The following is a 19,822-nucleotide window of genomic DNA, read 5'->3' as shown; positions in this document are numbered from 1 at the left end:
AGATGAACCCTCGGCCCGCCGAGCCTGTGGATAACCCTCTGACCTGCGATTCTGTCAAGAGGAGGGTGGGATTCAGGTGCAGACGGTCCCCGCCGGCGGCACCTTTCCCTGCAGCAGATAGCCGTGCACCGCGCCCTGCACGCACGTGTTCTTGCTGTCGTAGGCGCCGTGCCCCTGTCCCCGGTAGGTCAGCTCGACCCCGACGCCCTTGCCCAGGGCCTTCACCATCGCCCGCGCGCCCTCGTACGGGGTGGCCGGGTCGCCGGTGTTGCCGATGACCAGGATCGGCGGGGCGCCCGGCGCGCTCACGTCCGGGTGTTCGGCGGCGCCCGGAACGGCCCAGTCGGTGCAGCTGATCATGCTCCAGGCCAGATAGTCGCCGAACAGGGGGGACGCGGCCCGGAACTCGGGCAGCTTCTGCTCCACGTAGGCGGTGTCGTAGCGGGACTTGTCGTCGGCGCAGTTGATGGCGGTGTTGGCGGCGGCGATGTTGCTGTACTCGCCGTTCTCGCTGCGTCCGTTCATCGAGTCCGACAGCAGCATCAGGGTCTGCCCGTTGCCGTCGTAGGCCTCCTGCAGGCCCTCGGTGAGGAACTCCCAGAAGTCCTGCGAGTACAGCGCCTGCGCGATGCCGTTGGTCGCGGCGGTCTGGGTCAGCTCGCGGGGGAAGATGCCCGGGATCGGCGTGCGGTCGAGGTCCGCGAGCAGCGTGGCGATACGGTCCTTCACGTCCTGCGCGCTGGTGCCGATGGGGCACTCCTCGGTTTTGGACACGCAGTCCTCGGCGAAGTTGTCGAGCGCGCGCTGGAAGCCCTCGGCCTGACCGAGCGAGCCCTGTTCGGCGTTCTGCGAGGGGTCGACGACAGCGTCGAACACGGCCCGGCCGACGCGCTCGGGGAACAGGTGGGCGTACACGCCGCCGAGTTCGGTGCCGTAGGAGATGCCGAAGTAGTACAGCTTGTCGTCGCCGAGGACCTGGCGCATCAGGTCCATGTCCCGGGCCGCGTCGGTCGTGCGCACGTTCGGCAGCATCTTCTCGGAATTCTGCTCGCAGGCGTCGTTGAAATCCTTGGTGTTGTCCAGCAGCTCGGCGCGCTCGGCGGTGTCGTCGGGGGTGGCGTCCTGCTGGAAGTACGCGTCGAGCTGCTGGTCGTTCTCGCAGATCACGGGGGCGCTGCGGCCGACGCCGCGCGGGTCGAAGCTGACCAGGTCGTAGCGGGTGCGCAGGGTCTCGTAGCCCTCGGCGAAGGCGGGCAGCGAGGTGACGCCCGAGCCGCCCGGGCCGCCGAAGTTGAAGATCAGCGAGCCGATGCGTTCCTGCGCGGTGCCGGTGGTCCTGACCCGGATCAGCTCCAGGCCGATCGTGTCGCCCTCGGGATCGTCCCAGTCGAGGGGCGCCTTCATCGTGGCGCACTGCCACTCGCCGCCGTCCGGCAGCGGCGAGGGCGGGGCGCCTCCGCCCTGGGCCTCGTCCGGGGCCGGGCACGCCTTCCAGTCCAGCTCCTGCCGCGGGAGGTCCACGTCCTGGGCGTCGTCACCGCCGCAGCCCGCCAGCACGGCGGACAGCAGCACGGCGGTGGCGGTCAGGGCGGCGGCGCGCAGCCGGAGGAGGGTCGGCATGGTTCCATCCTGCGGGGGCGCCGGCCGGGGCGCGCGGGGGCGCGTGCCGTACGAGGTAGGCGGGGCGGGTGGGGCTGAGGGGCCGCTCAGCTGCGGCGCAACGGCTTGGCCCGTCGGTCAGAGAGCCTGCTTGCGCGTGAGGTGGTTGAAGGCCAGCCAGCCCGGCAGCACGGGAAGCCACAGCGTCAGCAGGCGGAACAGCAGAACCGCCGGGGCCGCGACCTCCTTGGGGAGCCCGACGGCGATCAGACCGACCGTCAGGGTCGCCTCCACCGCGCCCACACCACCCGGTGTCGGCGCCGCGGATCCCAGCGCGTTGCCCGCGAGGAACACGACGGCGACGCTGGCGAGGCTGATCGAGGTCGACTCGTCGCCGAAGGCGCGGATCGACGCGTCCAGGCACATCACGAAGCAGGCGGTCAGCAGCAGCATGCCGCCGATGCCGGTGACGAGCTTCTGCGGCCGCTGGAGCACGTCCAGCATGCGCGGCACGACACCGGCGAACAGCGACCGCACGCGCGTGACGACGAACTTGCGCAGGAACGGCACGGACGTCACCACGAGCACCAGCACCGCCACCGTCAGCAGTCCGGCGATGACCGTCCGGGACGGCGACAGCGACGGCGTCTTCTCCGTACCGGTCAGGTAACCGAAGGCCAGCAGCATCAGGATGTGGCAGCCGAGCCCGAACAGCTGGGACGCGCCCACACTCGCCACCGCGAGCCCCGGCCGCACACCCGCGCGCTGCAGGAAGCGCGTGTTGAGGGCGACACCGCCCACCGCCGCCGGGGCGACGATCTTCACGAACGACCCGGCGACCTGCGCCGCCACGGTCCGCAGGAACGGCACCCGCTCGGGCACGAACCCCAGCAGCGCCATCGCCGCCGCGAAGTAGCTGCCCATCGAGAACAGCACGGCCGCGGCGACCCAGCCCCACTCGGCGTTGGCGATGAGCGGCCCGAACTCGATGTGCGTGAGCTGCGTCAGCAGGAAGTACGCGCCGATCGCGCCCGCGATGAAACTGATCAGCGTGCGCGGGCGCACCCGTTCCAGCCGGGCCGGCTCGACCGGTGCCTGGGGCCGGATGCGCAGCACCTGGTGGCGGATCTGCGTGAGCAGGTCCTCCTCGCGCGCCTCCTCCAGGGCCTCGTCGATCGCCCGCTTCTCGGCCCGCTGCTCCGCCCGTACGGCCTTCTTGTCGGGCTTGCCCGGGACGGGTACGGCCTTCTCCGCGTCCTCCTCCAGACGGGCCTGCTTGGCCTGCTGGGACGCCTCAAGCACCGCCTCGCGCTCGCGCTGGGCCCGCTCCCTGGCCAGTTTGCGCAGCGTCGCGCGCGTGGAGCGGCTGAGCGCGATGGGCTGGAGCATCGGCAGACAGCCCGCCACCGCGTCCGGGCCGAGCACGCCCACCGCCGAGGCCACCGCCCGCTCGGCGCCCACCCGCAGGCCCAGGGTCACCAGCAGCTGGGAGATGTCCATGCGCAGCAGCAGATCGCCGGCCGCGATCTCGCCGACGCGCAGGTCGGTCAGGATCACCGTGCCGGAACGATCCACCAGGATCGCGTCGCCCACCAGCCTGCGGTGCGCGATACGCCGGGACTGCAGCGCCTTCACCTGGTGCCAGGTGTCCCGCAGCAGGTCGTCGGTGATCTCCTCGTCCGGCAGCGAGTCGAGGGTCCGGCCGCCGCTGTGCTCGTAGACGAGCATCACCGCGTCGGGGCCGAGCTCGGAGGTGGCGATCAGCTTGGGCGCGTTGGCGCCGGCCGCGATGGCCGCGTAGGCCAGCAGCGCCTCCTGCTCCAGGGCCTGCCGCAGGGACTGGAGGCTGCTGCGGGTGGCGAAGCCGCGCAGGGTCAGGTTGCGCCAGGCGCGGTAGAAGAAGCCCTGCGCCTGCTGCTCCCGGTCCACGACCGTCACGTCCAGGGGCGGGCCGTCCTCCAGCGTCACGAAGTAGCGCCGGCCGCGGTCGCCGGTGTCCGGCTGGTCCGAGGTGTCCTCACGGGAGGCGCTGACCGGGCGGAAGCCGACCGTCCGCAGGCCCGCCATCAGGGTCTGGCCGGTCGGCCGGACGTTGGGGGAGCCGACCGCGTACAGCGTGCCGTAGGCCACCGTCCAGCCGATCAGCACGGTCAGGATGATCGAGAACGGGGTCGTGTACCCGGTGACGAGCATCGAGAAGGCGTCGAGGAGCAGCACGACCCACAGCACCGCACGCCATCTCGGTCTGCGGGACATGCCGACGGCGGTCATGTACGCGATGACCGGGGCCAGATAGCCGTGCACGGGGTCGGTCAGCGCGTGGACGTCGCCCGGGGAGGGCTGGGTGAGCGCCTCCTGGATGGAGTCCGGGGCGGCCCGGGCGACCCACAGGTCTGTGGCGAGCGTCACTCCGTGCGCGAGGACGGCGGCGAGGACGCCGTCGGCGATCCTCAGCCCGTCCCGTTTGATCAGCCGCTCGATCGCGAAGGCCACCGGCACCAGCAGGATCGCGATGCTGGAGGCCAGGCCCGCGATCTTGATGAGCAGGTCGGGTGCCTGCCCGGTGCCCTTGTTGATGTCCTGTTCGAGGCCCGAGGTGGTGCCGTGCGCGAACGCGGCGATCCCGATGAGCACCGCGATGGCCAGCACGCCCACCAGCAGCCGCATGAGGTCCGAGGGGCGGTGCACGCGCGCGGGGAGCAGCGGTTCGTCGCCGTCCACCTCGTCGATGTGCGCGACGTCGGGCTCCTCGGGAACCTGCCGCGCCTTCTTCAGGGGGCCCTTGCGGCCGCCGTCCCCGGTGTCCGGGCGCGACGAAGCGTCAGAGGTGCCCTCCGTGTTCTCGGGGTGCGCACCCTGCTGCTTCATCGTCTCTTCTTGGTCTCGTATCACCGGTCACCGCCCGCACGATGGTGGCATGCCACACCGACACACGGGGGCATCAGGGTGCACATGCGGGGGCGGACAGTCTGCCCGACGCGCTCCGGCAAGGTGGGGCAAACGCTCCGGAGCACCCACGTCCCGTTGTCGGTGGGGTGGGGCAGGATGGGGCGGATGAGTGAGCAGAGCCCTGAGGGGGGCCGGTACGGCGACGAGTGCGCACCGGCGCTGCCCGCCTACGCCGAGCGCGTCCTCGACGTCGCCGAACTGATCCCGCCCGGCCGGGTCATGACCTACGGGGACGTCGCCGAGTGGCTGGAGGAGGGCGGGCCGCGCCAGGTGGGCCGCGTCATGGCCCTCTACGGGGGAGCCGCCCCGTGGTGGCGTGTCGTCCGCGCGGACGGCGTCCTGCTCCCGGGACACGAACAGCGGGCGCTCGGCCACTACCGCGACGAGGGCACGCCGCTGAAGGAGGCGGGCCGGGCCGCCGAGGGCCACCCGCCGCGCATCGACATGAGACGGGCGCGGTGGGACGGCGGCGAACGCGCGGAGGGTCACACCTGACAGCTTCGGCCATTGCGCGGCCCGTCGTGTGACCCGTGATCCGGACGGGGGAATCGGGGCACACCGCCGCCATGACGTACGTTCGAGAGACGAGGGGCGCGAGCGCCAGGAGTGCCGAGGGCGCCGGGAGTGACCGGTGGGAAGAAGGGGAAGTCCCCCTTCCGCCTCATTCCCCGGCGTAGCGTCGGCCGCACGAGTCCCCGTCACCCCGCGGTCACCGCCCGCCACGCGCGCGAGGGCCCGCCAACCCGCACATCCACCAGAACCGGCGAACCACGTGAGCTCCTCTTCCTCCACCAGCGGCCTGTCGCACCCCCGGGTGCGGCGGGGGAGCCATGGCGCCTACCGACTGGTACGTACCCCTCCTGCCCGACCGGACCCCCCTCTTCTGGACGCCCCGCAGCGCTCCGTGGTTGACCACGCCTCCGGACCGCTGCTGGTCCTCGCGGGTCCGGGCACCGGCAAGACCACCACGCTCGTGGAGTCCGTGGCCGAGCGGCTCGCCCGCGGCGGGGACCCCGAGCGCATCCTCGTGCTGACCTTCAGCCGCAAGGCGGCCGTCGAGCTGCGCGACCGCATGGCCCTGCGGACCGGCGCCGCCCGCGCTCCGCAGGCGACCACGTTCCACTCCTTCTGCTACGCCCTGGTCCGCGCCCACCAGGACAGCGACCTGTTCGTGGAGCCGCTGCGGCTGCTGTCCGGCCCGGAGCAGGACGTCTCCGTGCGGGAACTCCTCGCGGGCCAGGTGGACCTGGAGCGGCGCGGGCTCGCGCACGTGCGCTGGCCGGACGACCTGCGCGCCTGCCTGACCACCCGCGGCTTCGCCGACGAGGTCCGCGCGGTCCTCGCCCGCAGCCGGGAACTGGGCCTCGGCCCCGACGCCCTGGACGCCTTCGCACGCCGCACGGGACGTCCCGACTGGCGCGCCGCCGCCGCCTTCCTCGCCGAGTACCTCGACGTGCTCGACCTGCAGGGCGTGATCGACTACGCGGAACTCGTCCATCGCGCGGTGCTCCTCGCCCGCCGCCCCGAGGTCGCCGCGTGGCTCGCCGACCGGTACGACGCCGTCTACGTCGACGAGTACCAGGACACCGATCCCGCCCAGGTGCGGCTGCTGCACGCGCTGGCGGGCGACGGGCGCACCCTCGTCGCCTTCGGGGATCCCGACCAGTCGATCTACGCGTTCCGCGGGGCGGACGTGAACGGCATCCTGGAATTCCCGTACGCCTTCCCGCGCGCGGACGGCCGCCCGGCCCCCGTCGCGGTACTGCGCACGTCCCGCCGCTCCGGCGCCGCGCTGCTGGCCGCCACCCGGCTGCTCACCCAGCGCATGCCGCTGACCCGGCTGCCCGCCGAGAAGGTCCGCGCCCACCGCGAACTCGCCGCCGTGCGGGAAGGCGGCCGCGTGGAGGCCTACACGTACCCGACGGCGGGGACGGAGCTGGACAACATCGCCGACATCCTCCGCCGGGCCCATCTGGAGGACGGGGTTCCGTGGGGCGAGATGGCGGTGCTGGTACGGGCCGGCTCCCGCACGATCCCGACGGTCCGCCGCGCCCTCACGGCGGCGGGCGTCCCGGTCGACGTGGACGGCGACGACGTGCCGCTGCGCCACGAACCGGCGGTCGCGCCGCTGCTGACGGCGCTGCGGGCGGTGGCCGCGGCGGAGGCGGGGCTTGCGGGGACTGGGACGGCAGCGGGGGCAGGAGCTTCAAGGGCTGCGGTGGCGGAGGCGGGAGCTTCGGGGGCCGGCGCGGTCGAGTCGGGAGCATCCGGGTCTGCGGCGCCGGAGGGGGGACCCTCGGAGTCTGGGCCGGCGGAGGCGGAGGGAGGACCCTCGGAGTCTGGGCCGGCGGAGGCGGAAGCTTCGGCTTCCGGAACGGCGGAGGCGGGAGCTGCCGAGCCCCGGACGGCGCAGGCAGCCCTCTCCGAGCCCGGGACTGTCGATGGAGACGCCGGCGCCGACGATGCTCCGTCCGGAGAGCCGGACCACTGCTGGCTCGACACCGAAACCGCGCTCACCCTCCTCAGCTCGCCCCTCGCGAGCATGGACGCCGCCGACCTGCGCCGCCTCGGCCGCGCCCTGCGCGACGAGGAGCGGGCCGCCGGCAACCCGCTGCCGCCGCCCTCCGACGTCCTGCTCGCGCGGGCGCTCGCCGAACCCGAGCGGCTCGCCGTGCACGACCCCACGTACGCGCGGGGCGCGCAGCGGCTCGGCGCGCTGCTGCGCAAGGCCCGGGAACGGCTGGCCGGTGGCGGTACGGCCGAGGAGGCGCTGTGGGACCTGTGGGAGGGCACACCCTGGCCCACCCGTCTGGAGCGGGCCGCCCGCCGCGGCGGCGCGGCGGGACGCAACGCGGACCGCGACCTGGACGCGATCTGCGCGCTGTTCGCCAGCGCCGCCCGCGCCGAGGAGCGCACCGGCGGCCGGGGCGCGCTGAACTTCCTGGAGGAGATCGACGCCGAGGACATCGCCGCCGACACCCTCACCCGGCGTGCCGTACGCCCCGGCGCCGTCCGCCTCATGACCGCGCACCGCTCCAAGGGCCTGGAGTGGCGCCTGGTGGTCGTCGCGGGCGTCCAGGAAGGGCTCTGGCCGGACCTGCGCCGCCGCGGCTCCCTGCTGGAGGCCGACCGCATCGGCCGCGACGGACTCGCCGACCCCCTCACCCCCGGCGCCCTGCTCGCCGAGGAGCGCCGCCTGTTCTACGTGGCCGCCACACGCGCGCGGGAGCGCCTCGTCGTCACCGCGGTCAAGGCTCCGGCGGACGACGGGGACCAGCCCTCCCGCTTCCTGACCGAACTCGGCGTCGAACCCAAGGACGTCACGGGACGCCCCCGCCGCCCCCTGTCCGTCGCGGCGCTCGTCGCCGAACTGCGCGCCACCACCGTCGACCCGCGCGTCTCGGACGCGCTGCGGGAGGCCGCCGCCCGGCGCCTGGCCCGGCTCGCCGCCCTCGCCGACGAGGACGGCCGCCCCCTGGTGCCGTCCGCGCACCCCTACCGCTGGTGGGGCATGTTCGAGCCGACCGAGTCCAAGGTGCCGTTGCGCGACCGCGACCAGCCCGTCGTCCTCTCGGGCAGCGCCCTCGACCAGCTGGCCAACACCTGCGCCCTGCAGTGGTTCCTGGGCCGCGAGGTGAAGGCCGACGCCCCCGCGACGGCGGCCCAGGGCTTCGGCAACGTGGTGCACGTCCTCGCCGACGAGGTCGCCTCCGGGCACACCCCGGCCGATCTGTCCGTCCTCTTGGAGCGCCTCGACTCCGTGTGGAACGCGCTCGCCTTCGACGCGCCCTGGAAGTCGCAGCAGGAGAAGGACAACGCGCGCGTGGCGCTCGAGCGGTTCCTGCAGTGGCACGTGATGGACCGCGGCGGACGCGCCCCGGTGGCCAGCGAGCACGACTTCGACGTCACCCTCGAAGCGGGCGAGTACCAGGTGCGCATCCGCGGCCAGATGGACCGCGTCGAGACGGACGGCGACGGCCGCGCCTACGTCGTCGACTTCAAGACCGGCAAGCAGGCACCCACCGGCAAGGAGGTGGAGCGCCACCCGCAGCTCGCCGTCTACCAGCTGGCCGTGCGGGAGGGCGCCGTCGACGACGCCTTCGACGGCGTGCGCCCCGAGCCGGGCGGCGCCGAACTCGTCCACCTGCGCCAGGGCGCCGCCCGCCGCGACGGCGGCGAGACCCTGCCCAAGGTGCAGGCGCAGCAGCCGCTGGAGGGGGAGTGGGTCGGGGACCTGCTGGCCACTGCCGCCGGCAAGGTCCTCGACGAGCGCTTCACCCCGACCGCCGGGCAGCACTGCACCCACTGCGCGTTCCAGGCCTCCTGCAGCGCGCGCCAGGAGGGACGTCACATCGTGGAGTGACCCATCGCACCCCACAAGCTGACCTGCGGTTCTTCCTTCGCGGACGCCCGATCCGGCCACCGCTGTCAGTAGCCGCCGCTAGCCTCTCGGATGTGCCCGCCCGTATCACCGATCCCGAACAGCTCAAGGACCTCCTCGGCATCCCCTTCACCCCGGAGCAGACGGCCTGCATCACCGCGCCGCCCGCCCCGCAGGTGATCGTGGCCGGCGCCGGTTCGGGCAAGACGACGGTGATGGCGGCGCGTGTGGTGTGGCTGGTCGGCACCGGCCAGGTCGCCCCCGAACAGGTACTCGGCCTCACCTTCACCAACAAGGCCGCCGCCGAACTGGCCGAGCGCGTCCGCAAGGCGCTCGTCCGGGCCGGTGTCACCGACCCGGACGTCATCGACCCCGACAACCCGCCGGGCGAGCCGGTGATCTCCACGTACCACGCCTTCGCGGGCCGCCTGCTGAGCGACCACGGCCTGCGCATCGGGCTGGAGCCCACGTCCCGGCTGCTCGCCGACGCCACGCGCTTCCAGCTCGCCGCGCGCGTGCTGCGCGAGTCCCCCGGCCCCTACCCGGCGCTCACCCGCTCCTTCCCGGACCTCGTCGGCGACCTCCTCGCCCTCGACGCCGAACTCGCCGAGCACCTCGTACGCCCGGAGGCGCTGCGCGCATACGACGCCGAGCTGCTGCTGGCCCTGCGCGGCGCCAAGCTCAGCAACGCCGACCTGCGCAAGGTCCCCGAGGCGGCCGCCGCCCGCCGTGAACTGGCCGAGCTGGTGACCCGCTACCGCGCCGCCAAGCGCGAGCGGGACCTGCTCGACTTCGGCGACCAGATCGCCCTGTCGGCGCGGCTCGCGCGGGTCCCCGAGGTGGGCCGCGTGCTGCGCGACGAGTTCCGGGTGGTCCTGCTCGACGAGTACCAGGACACCTCGGTCGCCCAACGCGTCCTCCTGGCGGGCCTCTTCGGCGAGGGCACCGGTCACCCGGTCACCGCCGTCGGCGACCCCTGCCAGGCGATCTACGGCTGGCGCGGCGCCTCCGTCGCCAACCTCGACGACTTCCCCGAGCACTTCGCCCATGCCGACGGCCGCCCCGCCACCCGCCAGGCCCTCAGCGAGAACCGCCGCAGCGGCGGCCGCCTCCTCGACCTCGCCAACGGCCTCGCCGAACCCCTGCGCGCCCTGCACGCGGGCGTGGAGGCCCTCCGCCCGGCCCCCGGCGCCGAACGCGACGGCATCGTGCGCTGCGCCCTGCTGCGCACCCACGCCGAGGAGATCGACTGGGCCGCCGACTCCGTGGCCCACCTCGTCCGCACCGGCACGCCACCCGGCGAGATCGCCGTCCTGTGCCGCACGGCGACCGACTTCGCCGAGATCCAGGGCGCCCTGGTCGCCCGGGACGTCCCCGTCGAGGTGGTCGGCCTGTCCGGGCTGCTGCACCTGCCCGAGATCGCCGACCTCGTCGCCGTCTGCGAGGTACTCCAGGATCCCGGCGCCAACGCCTCCCTGGTGCGCCTGCTGACCGGCCCGCGCTGGCGCATCGGCCCGCGCGACCTCGCCCTCCTGGGACGGCGTGCCCGGCTCCTGGTGTCCCACGCGCGCGTGGAGGGCGACGACGACCCGGACCGCCGCCTGGCCGAGGCCGTCGAGGGGGTCGACCCGGCCGAGGTGATCTCGCTCGCGGACGCCCTCGACACCTTCCTGGAGACGCCCCTGGACGGGTACGGGGACAACGACGGACTGCCGTTCTCGCCCGACGCGCGCGTGCGCTTCGCCCGGCTGGCCACCGAACTGCGCGAGCTGCGCCGCTCCCTGGCCGACCCGCTCATGGACGTCCTGCACCGCGTCCTCGCCGTCACCGGCCTGGAGGTCGAGCTGTCGGCGTCCCCGCACGCCCTGGCCGCCCGCCGCCGCGAGACCCTGTCCAACTTCCTCGACATCGCCGCCTCCTTCGCCGCCGGCGACAACGAGGCGACCCTGCTCGCCTTCCTCGGCTTCCTGCGCACCGCCGCCCAGTACGAGAAAGGGCTCGACAACGCCCTCCCCGGCGGCGAGAACACCGTCAAGGTGCTCACCGCCCACAAGTCCAAGGGCCTGGAATGGGACGTCGTGGTCGTCCCCGGCCTGGTCACCGGCACCTTCCCCAGCGGTCAGGGCCGCGAGAAGTGGACCTCCCAGGGCAAGGTCCTGCCGCACGAGCTGCGCGGCGACGCCGACACCCTGCCCGACGTCGCGTCCTGGGACCCCAAGGGCCTGAAGGCCTTCCACGAGGCCATGAAGGACCACCAGCACACCGAGGAACTCCGCCTCGGCTACGTCACCTTCACCCGCCCCCGCTCCCTGCTCCTGGGTTCCGGCCACTGGTGGGGACCCACCCAGAAGAAGCGCCGCGGCCCCTCCGCGTTCCTCCAGGCCCTCTACGAGCACTGCGAGGCCGGATACGGGGAGATCGAGGCCTGGGCGGAGGAACCGGCCGAGGACGAGGAGAACCCGGCCCTGCACCGGGCCACCGCCGACCAGGCCTGGCCCCTGCCCCTGGACGAGACGGCCCTGGCCCGCCGCCGCGCCGCCGCCGAGACCGTCCTGGCCCACCTGGAGCACCTCGCCTCCTACGATGCCCCCCACGAGTACGAGGACGAGCACGGGCATGGGCACGAGAACGGGCACCGGCACGGCCACCCCGCGGCCGTACACGACCAGGACGTCCTCGAAGACCCGGAGTGGCCCCCGCCGCCGGAGGACGACGAGCCTCCGTTCGACGAGGCGGACCCGTTCGACGAGGCCGACCCGTTCGACGGGCCCTTCGATGCGACCGGCCTGTCCGACGAGATCCCTTTCGACGGCGGCCCCCTCGGGGAGGCCAGGCCGGACGGGAACGCCCGCTCCGCGGGCCGCCCCACCGTCCCCCACCAGGCGGCCCCGTCCGAACCTGCGCACGCCGGGAACCGCCGGCCCGCCGAGGACCACGGTCCCTCCGGGAGCCAGGGTCCCCCCGGGAACCACCGTTCCTCCAGGAGCCACCCGCGCCTCACCCCGGAAGAGGCCCGCACCGTCGCCTCCTGGGACCGTGACCTCGACGCGCTCACCGGTGAGCTCCTGCGCGCCCGTGACAGCGTCACCGAGGTGCCGCTGCCGACCAGCCTCACGGCGTCCCAGCTCATGCGCCTGGCCGCCGACCCCGACGGCTTCGCACAGGAGCTGGCCCGCCCCATGCCGCGCCCGCCCCAGCCCGCCGCCCGCCGCGGCACCCGCTTCCACGCCTGGGTCGAAGCCCGCTTCGAAGAGCTGACCCTGCCCCTGCTGGAGCCCGGGGAACTGCCCGGCGACGACGCCGAGATCGCCGACGAACGGGACCTCCAGACGCTCAAGGACGCCTTCGAGCGCACCGAGTACGCGCACCGCACGCCCCACCGCGTCGAGGCACCCTTCCAGCTCGCGATCGCCGGCCGTGTCGTCCGGGGCCGTATCGACGCCGTCTACAAGGAGGGCGACGGGCAGGACGCGCGGTACGAGATCGTCGACTGGAAGACCAACCGCTCCCGCACCGCGGACCCGCTCCAGCTCGCCGTCTACCGCCTGGCCTGGGCCGAGCAGCAGGGCGTGCCCCCCGAGTCGGTCACGGCGGCGTTCCTGTACGTGCGTACCGGGGAGGTCGTACGCCCGCACGCCCTGCCGGACCGCGCCGCCCTGGAACGGCTGCTGCTGGAGGAGCCGTCCGGCGGGCGGGCCGGTGAGGAACCGCACTCCGAGGACGTCACCGCGGGCCGATAGGCTCGTGACCATGAGCCAGACCCCGGACAGCGTCGTCCGTACGTACATCCAGCAGCATCGCGCCGCCTTCCTCGACGACCTCGTCCAGTGGCTGCGCATCCCGTCGGTGTCCGCCCAGCCGGACCACGCGGCCGACGTACGACGCAGCGCCGACTGGCTCGCCGCCAAGCTCCGGGAGACCGGGTTCCCGACGGCCGAGGTCTGGCAGACCCCCGGTGCGCCCGCCGTCTACGCCGAGTGGCCCTCGGGCGACCCGCAGGCGCCCACCGTGCTCGTCTACGGTCACCACGACGTCCAGCCCGCGGCCCGGGAGGACGGCTGGGACAGCGAGCCCTTCGAGCCGGTCGTCCGCGGGAACCGTCTCTACGCGCGCGGGGCGGCCGACGACAAGGGTCAGGTCTTCTTCCACACCCTCGGCGTCCGCGCCCACCTCGCCGCCACCGGCCGGACCGCCCCGGCCGTGCACCTCAAGCTGCTGATCGAGGGCGAGGAGGAGTCCGGCTCGCCGCACTTCAGGGCCCTGGTGGAGCGGCATGCCGAGCGCCTCGCCGCCGACGCCGTGCTCGTCTCCGACACGGGTATGTGGTCCGAGGACACCCCCACGGTCTGCACCGGCATGCGCGGCCTGGCCGAGTGCGAGATACGGCTGCACGGCCCCGACCAGGACATCCACTCCGGCTCCTTCGGCGGCGCGGTGCCCAACCCGGCGACGGCCGCAGCCCGCCTGGTCGCCGCCCTGCACGACGAGCACGCACGCGTGGCGATCCCGGGTTTCTACGACGGCGTCATCGAGCTCACCGACCGCGAGCGCGAACTCTTCGCCGAGCTGCCCTTCGACGAGGACCGGTGGCTGCGCACCGCCAGGTCCCACGCCGCCCAGGGCGAGGCCGGCTACACCACCCTGGAGCGCGTGTGGGCCCGCCCCACCGCGGAGGTCAACGGCATCGGCGGCGGCTACCAGGGCCCCGGCAGCAAGACGATCGTCCCGTCCTCCGCCATGGTGAAGCTGTCCTTCCGGCTGGTGGCGGGCCAGGACCCCGGCCACGTGGAGAAGGCCGTCCGCAACTGGGCCGAGCAGCAGGTGCCCGACGGGATCCGCTGCGAGATCACGTTCAGCGGCGCCACGCGCCCGTGCCTGACGCCGCTGGACCACCCGGCCCTGGAGTCGGTCGCCCGCGCGATGGGCCGGGCCTTCGGCACACCGGTCCGCTACACCCGCGAGGGCGGCTCCGGTCCGGCCGCTGACCTCCAGGACGTCCTCGGCGCCCCCGTGCTCTTCCTGGGCATCTCCGTCCCGTCCGACGGCTGGCACGCGCCGAACGAGAAAGTGGAACTCGACCTGCTCCTCAAGGGCGTCGAGACCACCGCGTACCTCTGGGGGGACCTCGCCGAGCACTGGCACCACGCGCCCTGAGGCACCTCCGCCGTCCGGACCGGGCACGCGCGCGGGGCACACTGGAAGAGCCGCCGCGTACCGCCCGAGCCACCGCAACCGGTCCCCTCCCGCCGTACGTCCCGCTGATCAGCCTGCCGAACCCGACCGTTCCACCGGGGAGTTGGAAGCACCCGTGACCATCAGGACCGACCACAACCCCGAGCGACCCATCTCGCTCACCGACCCGAGCGGCATCGACCGGGCCGCCCACCACCGGCTCGACGAGGCCTGGCTCGCGGCGGCCTGGAGCCACCCCTCCACGCGCTGCTTCGTGGTCTCCGGCGGCCAGGTCCTCATCGACGACACGGCGGACGGCCGCACCGAGCTCGTCATGACCCCCTCCTTCGAGGCCCCCCTCACCGAGGCGCACCGCTACTTCCTCGGCATCGACGAGGACGGCGTCAGCTACTTCGCCCTCCAGAAGGACTCGCTCCCGGGCCGGATGGACCAGTCCGCGCGCCCGGCCGGCCTGCGCGAGGCGGGGCTGCTGCTGTCGCCGCGTGACGTGGGCCTGATGGTGCACGCCGTGGGCCTGGAGAACTGGCAGCGCACCCACCGCTTCTGCTCCCGCTGCGGCGAGCGCACAGTCATCGCCGCTGCGGGTCACATCCGCCGCTGCCCGGCCTGCGGCGCGGAGCACTACCCGCGGACCGACCCGGCGGTGATCATGGCCGTGACCGACGAGGACGACCGCATCCTGCTCGGCCGCCAGGTGCACTGGCCCGAGGGCCGCTTCTCGACGCTCGCCGGCTTTGTCGAGCCCGGCGAGGCGATCGAGCAGTCGGTGCGCCGCGAGGTCCACGAGGAGGTCGGCATCACCATCGGCGAGGTCGAGTACGTCGCCAGCCAGCCCTGGCCCTTCCCGTCCAGCCTGATGCTGGGCTTCATGGCCCGCGCCACCACCACCGAGATCGACGTCGACGGCGACGAGATCCATGAAGCCCGCTGGTTCTCCCGCGAGGAGCTGCACGCCGCCTTCGAGTCCGGCGAGGTGCTCCCGCCCTACGGCATCTCGATCGCGGCCCGCCTGATCGAGCTCTGGTACGGCAAGCCGCTCCCCACGAGGAGCGTCGCCTGACGTCGCCGTGGCGGTTCGAGCCCGTCGTCGTCGCGGGCTGGGGCGGCGCCGTGCACCGTTCGAGCGGACGGTCACCGGCCTGGCCGTGCCCGGCGACGGGAGGGCCGGCCGGGCGGCGGGCCCACCCTGCGATGTGACATCCGCCGCACGCTGCTCCGGTGCCCCGTCCTGAGGGGGGCGAACGACAAGAAGGCGGCCCCTGAGCTGCCTCAGGAGCCGCCTTCCGTACGTCTCGGTTACGCGCCGATCCGCTGCTTCACCTGAGCCAGCGAGGGGTTGGTGAGGGTGGAGCCGTCCGGGAAGAGGACGGTCGGCACCGTCTGGTTTCCGCCGTTCGCCTTCTCCACGAACGCGGCGGAGTCCGGGTCCTGCTCGATGTTGACCTCGGTGTACGCGATGCCCTCTCGGTCCATCTGGCTCTTCAGCCGACGGCAGTAGCCGCACCACGTGGTGCTGTACATCGTCACAGTGCCCGGCATGTCTCTCGTGCTCCTTCAGTGGCTCGGTGTCGGGTTCGCAGTGGGGGAACGTATGTGAAACGTCCACCATTCCCCGGGCCGGCCGCGCCCCACGTGACGCCTGCCGCATTGATACGACTATCAGTGCCTGCCTGTGGACAACCCGGCGCAGCCATCTCGCGCGACCTGGCAGCATGGCTGTGTGACAGCAGCAACGCACTCCACCCTGTTCCCACAGGTACCGGACTCGGCCGACGCGGTGCTCGACGGGCTCGACCCCGAGCAGCGCGAGGTCGCCACGGCCCTGCACGGCCCGGTGTGCGTCCTGGCGGGCGCGGGCACGGGCAAGACCCGGGCGATCACCCACCGCATCGCCTACGGAGTGCGTGCCGGCATCCTCCAGCCCTCCAGCGTCCTCGCCGTCACCTTCACCGCCCGGGCCGCCGGCGAGATGCGGGGCCGGCTGCGCCAGCTCGGCGCCGGTGGCGTCCAGGCGCGCACCTTCCACTCGGCGGCGCTGCGCCAGCTCCAGTACTTCTGGCCGAAAGCGATCGGCGGCTCCATGCCCCGGCTGGTCGACCGCAAGATCCAGCTCGTCGCCGACGCGGCCGCCGCCTGCCGCATCCGGCTCGACCGCGGCGAGCTGCGCGACGTCACCGCCGAGATCGAGTGGTCCAAGGTCACCCAGACCGTCCCCGCCGACTACGCGCCCGCCGCCGCCAAGGCCGGCCGCGAGGCCCCCCGCGACCCCGCCGAGATCGCCCAGCTCTACGCCGCCTACGAGGACGTCAAGCGCGAGCGTTCCGTCATCGACTTCGAGGACGTGCTGCTGCTGACCGTGGCCGTCCTGCAGGACCGGCACGACATCGCCGAACAGGTCCGCGCCCAGTACCAGCACTTCGTGGTCGACGAGTACCAGGACGTCAGCCCCCTCCAGCAGCGCCTGCTGGAACTGTGGCTGGGAGAGCGGGACAACCTCTGCGTGGTCGGCGACGCCAGCCAGACGATCTACTCCTTCACCGGAGCGACCCCCGACCACCTGCTCGACTTCCGCACCCGCCACCCCGGCGCCACGGTCGTCAAGCTGGTCCGCGACTACCGCTCCACCCCCCAGGTCGTGCACCTCGCCAACGGCCTGCTCGCCCAGGCCAGGGGCCGGGCGGCCGACCACCGCCTCGAGCTGGTCTCCCAGCGGGCCCCGGGACCGGAGCCGGTCTACGCCGAGTACACCGACGAGCCGGCCGAGGCGGAGGGCGCCGCCCGCCGCATCCGCGAACTCATCGACTCCGGGGTCCCGGCCGCCGAGATCGCCGTCCTGTTCCGTACGAACGCGCAGTCCGAGACCTACGAGCAGGCCCTCGCCGACGCCGGAGTGCCCTACCAGCTGCGCGGCGCCGAGCGGTTCTTCGACCGCCCCGAGGTGCGCAAGGCCGGGGTCGCCCTGAGAGGAGCGGCCCGCTTCGGCGGCAACGACTCCCTCCTCGACGACGTCGTGGACCTGCCCTCCCAGGTGCGCGCCGTGCTCTCGGGGGAGGGCTGGACGCCCCGGCCCCCGGCCGGCTCCGGGGCCGTGCGGGAGCGCTGGGAGTCCCTGGCCGCCCTGGTGAACCTCGCCCAGGACTTCGCCACCGCCCGCCCCGGCGCCACCCTCGCCGACCTCGTCACCGAGCTGGACGAGCGGGCGAACGCCCAGCACGCCCCCACCGTCCAGGGCGTCACCCTCGCCTCCCTGCACTCCGCCAAGGGACTGGAGTGGGACGTCGTCTTCCTGGTCGGCGTGGCCGAGGGCATGATGCCGATCACCTACGCCAAGACCGACGAACAGATAGAGGAGGAGCGCCGCCTCCTTTATGTCGGTGTCACCCGTGCGCGGGAACGCCTCCACGTCTCCTGGGCCCTCGCCCGCTCACCCGGCGGCCGCCCGAGCCGCCGTCCCAGCCGCTTCCTCGACGGGCTGCGCCCCGGTTCGACGGCCACCACCGGTCGCGCCGCCGCCGGCGGTGCGGGCGGAATCGAGCGCGGCACCCCCGGAATCAGGGGGTCCGCCCCGAGACGGGTCCAGCGCACCCCCGCCCGCTGCCGCGTCTGCGGCCGCACCCTGACCGACGCGGGCGAGATGAAGCTGATGCGCTGCGACGACTGCCCCTCCGACATGAACGAGGGCCTCTACGAGCGGCTGCGCGACTGGCGCGCCGAACAGGCTCGCACCAGTGGTCAGCCCGCCTTCTGCGTCTTCACCGACAGGACGCTGATGGCCATCGCCGAGACCGCGCCCGGCGACGAGCACGAGCTGGCGCGCATCCCGGGCGTGGGCATGCGCAAGCTCACCCGCTACGGAACCGACGTACTGGCCATCTGCGCAGGCCAGTACCCCGGGACGGACGCAGATCCGGCTGAAACGAACTCGTCGAAAAAATAGTTTGCGCATGCCCCAGCAATCCCCATAGGTTCTTAGCCACGAGAGCAGCGGCCTTCTCGAAGGCCCTGATTTCGTGTTGTACTTACATATCCGTCGGACCGGTTCAACCGGTCCCCCGAGACGCCGAGAGGAGGCGAGTCAAGTGATCAGCATCAACACCAGCTCCATCAGCACCGTGAAAATGACCGATCGCTCGGCCGTCTCCGCGTGCATGCTCGGCGTTTCCAACCTGGGCACCGGTCTGTCCGGCATTCGTGCCGTGCGTCCGGCGTCCTCCTCCGTTGCCCCCGCGGGTCTTCCTGTCCGCGAGCGCAGCGAGCGACCGACCAAGGCACTGGAAGCGGCAGTAGCGGCACAGGCGCAGGCCTATGCCTTTACGGCGACCGGTGCCGGATTCCGGAAGCAGACGACGCAGCACCACCTGATGTGGGCCTTCCGTGGGCCAGAACCCTGGAGTGATCCAGCCTGATCGCCGATCAGGCCGGCGCCTTCAGGGCCGCGGAACCCCATCCGGGATCCGCGGCCCTTCTGTTTGTCCCCGACCAGGGACGGCAGACCGAAGGAGCCTCGGGACAAGAAAAGAACCCGGTACCAGCCGCCCCCCGGCCCACAGGCCGGAACGACCAGACGAGGAAGACGAACCGTGCAACTCGAAGCGCACGCCCCGTCCGTACCGCCTTCGCAAACGATCCCCAAGCCCGGCTCCACGGAGGACCCCGCCTTGACCCCGCTCACCGCGCTGACCGCGCTCGACGACGCCATCGAGAACCTCGGCGTCCCGGTCCCGTGCCGCTCCTACGACCCCGAGGTCTTCTTCGCCGAGTCGCCCGCGGACGTGGAGTACGCCAAGTCCCTCTGCCGCACCTGCCCGCTGGTCGAGGCCTGCCTCGCCGGCGCCAAGGAGCGGCGTGAGCCCTGGGGCGTCTGGGGCGGGGAGCTGTTCGTCCAGGGTGTCGTCGTCGCCCGGAAGCGGCCGCGTGGCCGCCCGCGCAAGAACCCGGTCACAGCATGAACACCACAGGAACGATCGATCGCCCCCTCACGCACGACCCCCAGAAGCAGGCCCCGATGAAGCCGTCCGCTGACGAGCCCGCAGGCTCCGCGACCCAAGACGTCACCACCACCGGCGCGAACGACTCGCGTCAGAACAGGACCCGAGAGATGCAACTCATCCCAGAAGCCATGGCTCGTGCGCATATGCGCGAGCGACTGCACGAGGTGGAGCGGGAGCGACTGGCCGTGCGCCTGGTGACCGCCCGCCGGATGCAGCGCAGGGCGGAGCGCGCCTCCCGGCGTGCCCGCCGGGCGCTCGCCATGGCGGTCATGCAGTAGCGGCCACGCGGTGACCGACCGCTGACCCGGTGGCCTCCCCGCCCGGGAGGCCGACCACTTCCCCTCGGGGGCCGGTCCGTATCGAACGGACCGGCCCCCGAGGTGCGTTGTGTCGCAACTGGACGCGTCGTGTCCGCGAGGTGGTCGCCTGGTGCGCGGAGCCGCCGGGCGCGGAGTTATCGTCGCCGGGTGACGAGTCCGACGAGTCCTGCCAGCCCTTCCGGGGACGGTGACGACGGCTCCGCCGAGGAGCCGCGCCACGTGGTGTGCGCTCGCTGCGGCGCGTCGGCACAGGCCCCGGGCGGAGCCGCGCCGCCCACCTGGATCTTCTCCGTGGAGCACGGCGCCCGGCGCTACTTCTGCGCGGTCTGTTCCCGGGAGAACCTCAGATCGATCGAGGGGCGCCTGGATTCGGACTGGTGGTGAGACAG

Annotated in this window: 13 protein-coding genes; 10 read left to right on the top strand and 3 right to left on the bottom strand. The window is 73.1% G+C overall.

All coding sequences use genetic code 11. The features are described from left to right. Nucleotides 1–72: 72 nt before the first annotated feature. Together ABZY20_RS04660 and ABZY20_RS04655 are read right to left on the bottom strand one after the other, a co-directional pair. Nucleotides 73–1,620 (bottom strand): alpha/beta fold hydrolase, encoded by a 1,548-nt coding sequence (locus ABZY20_RS04660; protein ID WP_356436488.1) that lies wholly within the window; start codon nt 1,618–1,620, stop codon nt 73–75. Between the two features lie 117 nt (nt 1,621–1,737). Further along, complete coding sequence (locus ABZY20_RS04655) at nt 1,738–4,467, bottom strand: lysylphosphatidylglycerol synthase domain-containing protein (RefSeq protein WP_356436485.1); 2,730 nt, start codon at nt 4,465–4,467, stop codon at nt 1,738–1,740. Between the two features lie 186 nt (nt 4,468–4,653). Between ABZY20_RS04655 and ABZY20_RS04650 the strand changes: the two genes are divergently transcribed. The 5 genes from ABZY20_RS04650 (at nt 4,654) to nudC (ending at nt 15,182) form a co-directional block, all read left to right on the top strand. Then, the gene (locus ABZY20_RS04650; protein WP_356436482.1) at nt 4,654–5,043 is read left to right on the top strand and encodes an MGMT family protein; all 390 of its coding nucleotides are present in this window, start codon (nt 4,654–4,656) and stop codon (nt 5,041–5,043) included. Between the two features lie 277 nt (nt 5,044–5,320). Further along, nucleotides 5,321–8,911 carry an ATP-dependent DNA helicase gene (locus ABZY20_RS04645; RefSeq protein ID WP_356436479.1) on the top strand — a complete coding sequence of 1,197 codons (3,591 nt, stop codon included), beginning with the start codon at nt 5,321–5,323 and terminating at the stop codon, nt 8,909–8,911. A 92-nt stretch (nt 8,912–9,003) separates the two neighbouring features. Further along, complete coding sequence (locus tag ABZY20_RS04640; RefSeq protein ID WP_356436476.1) at nt 9,004–12,669, top strand: UvrD-helicase domain-containing protein; 3,666 nt, start codon at nt 9,004–9,006, stop codon at nt 12,667–12,669. A gap of 10 nt (nt 12,670–12,679) precedes the next feature. Next, complete coding sequence (locus tag ABZY20_RS04635) at nt 12,680–14,083, top strand: dipeptidase (protein WP_356436473.1); 1,404 nt, start codon at nt 12,680–12,682, stop codon at nt 14,081–14,083. A 142-nt stretch (nt 14,084–14,225) separates the two neighbouring features. Then, nucleotides 14,226–15,182, top strand: a complete 957-nt coding sequence (gene nudC / locus ABZY20_RS04630; RefSeq protein WP_356436470.1) for an NAD(+) diphosphatase — start codon at nt 14,226–14,228, stop codon at nt 15,180–15,182. A gap of 236 nt (nt 15,183–15,418) precedes the next feature. Here the strand turns inward: nudC and ABZY20_RS04625 are convergent, their stop codons facing one another. Beyond that, nucleotides 15,419–15,661 carry a mycoredoxin gene (locus tag ABZY20_RS04625; protein ID WP_356436467.1) on the bottom strand — a complete coding sequence of 81 codons (243 nt, stop codon included), beginning with the start codon at nt 15,659–15,661 and terminating at the stop codon, nt 15,419–15,421. Nucleotides 15,662–15,842: 181 nt separating this feature from the next. Between ABZY20_RS04625 and ABZY20_RS04620 the strand changes: the two genes are divergently transcribed. The 5 genes from ABZY20_RS04620 (at nt 15,843) to ABZY20_RS04600 (ending at nt 19,817) form a co-directional block, all read left to right on the top strand. After that, the gene (locus ABZY20_RS04620; RefSeq protein WP_356436464.1) at nt 15,843–18,059 is read left to right on the top strand and encodes an ATP-dependent DNA helicase UvrD2; all 2,217 of its coding nucleotides are present in this window, start codon (nt 15,843–15,845) and stop codon (nt 18,057–18,059) included. A 142-nt stretch (nt 18,060–18,201) separates the two neighbouring features. Then, entirely contained in the window at nt 18,202–18,528 is a 327-nt protein-coding gene (locus ABZY20_RS04615) for a hypothetical protein (RefSeq protein ID WP_356436461.1), read from the top strand. Nucleotides 18,529–18,702: 174 nt separating this feature from the next. Beyond that, nucleotides 18,703–19,071, top strand: coding sequence for a WhiB family transcriptional regulator (locus ABZY20_RS04610; protein ID WP_356436458.1), 369 nt, complete (start codon nt 18,703–18,705; stop codon nt 19,069–19,071). Then, the gene (locus tag ABZY20_RS04605) at nt 19,068–19,391 is read left to right on the top strand and encodes a hypothetical protein (RefSeq protein ID WP_356436455.1); all 324 of its coding nucleotides are present in this window, start codon (nt 19,068–19,070) and stop codon (nt 19,389–19,391) included. The genes ABZY20_RS04610 and ABZY20_RS04605 overlap by 4 nt, the downstream gene beginning before the upstream one ends. Nucleotides 19,392–19,580: 189 nt before the next feature. After that, on the top strand, nt 19,581–19,817 hold the full coding sequence (locus tag ABZY20_RS04600; RefSeq protein ID WP_356436452.1) for a hypothetical protein: 237 nt from the start codon (nt 19,581–19,583) through the stop codon (nt 19,815–19,817). The last annotated feature ends 5 nt before the right edge of the window (nt 19,818–19,822 follow it).

This window comes from Streptomyces sp. NPDC006624 (genome assembly GCF_040611555.1).
Lineage (GTDB): Bacteria > Actinomycetota > Actinomycetes > Streptomycetales > Streptomycetaceae > Streptomyces.
This window is presented reverse-complemented; position numbering and strand designations above follow the sequence as displayed.